This window comes from Pseudomonas sp. NBRC 100443 (genome assembly GCF_030268185.1).
GTDB lineage: Bacteria > Pseudomonadota > Gammaproteobacteria > Pseudomonadales > Pseudomonadaceae > Pseudomonas > Pseudomonas citronellolis.
Genome location: NZ_BSQE01000085.1, coordinates 1 through 322, shown reverse-complemented (window position 1 = coordinate 322; position 322 = coordinate 1). Strand labels below are relative to the sequence as shown.

Sequence of the window (322 nt, the reverse complement as noted above, 5' to 3'; positions counted from 1 at the left end):
ACTGCGGCGCAAGGTCGGGCTGGAGATTCACCGGCAGTTCACCCGCGCCGACGGCGTGCCGATGGGCGTCATGCGCTGGTGCTGGGACGCCGGCGGCCACTATTCCGACGAGGTGGAGGCCGAGAGCACCAAGCACGGCGTGCACTGGGTGATCCCGACCTTCGGGGCCAGCACCTACGGCAAGCCCATCGCCAGCTTCCCGAAGCGCCGCAAGCGCAAGGTCTACAAGACCGAACTGGGCACCGACAACGCGAAGGAGCTGATCTACAGCCGCCTGCGCATCGACGTGCCGATCCCGTGGCAGCCGACGCCTGGCTGTGTG

General features: G+C 68.0%; 1 protein-coding gene. It reads left to right on the top strand.

What is annotated here, in order from left to right:
* On the top strand, nt 1-322 hold a 322-nt coding region (locus QSJ95_RS32645; RefSeq protein WP_285647902.1), incomplete at both ends, for a terminase gpA endonuclease subunit.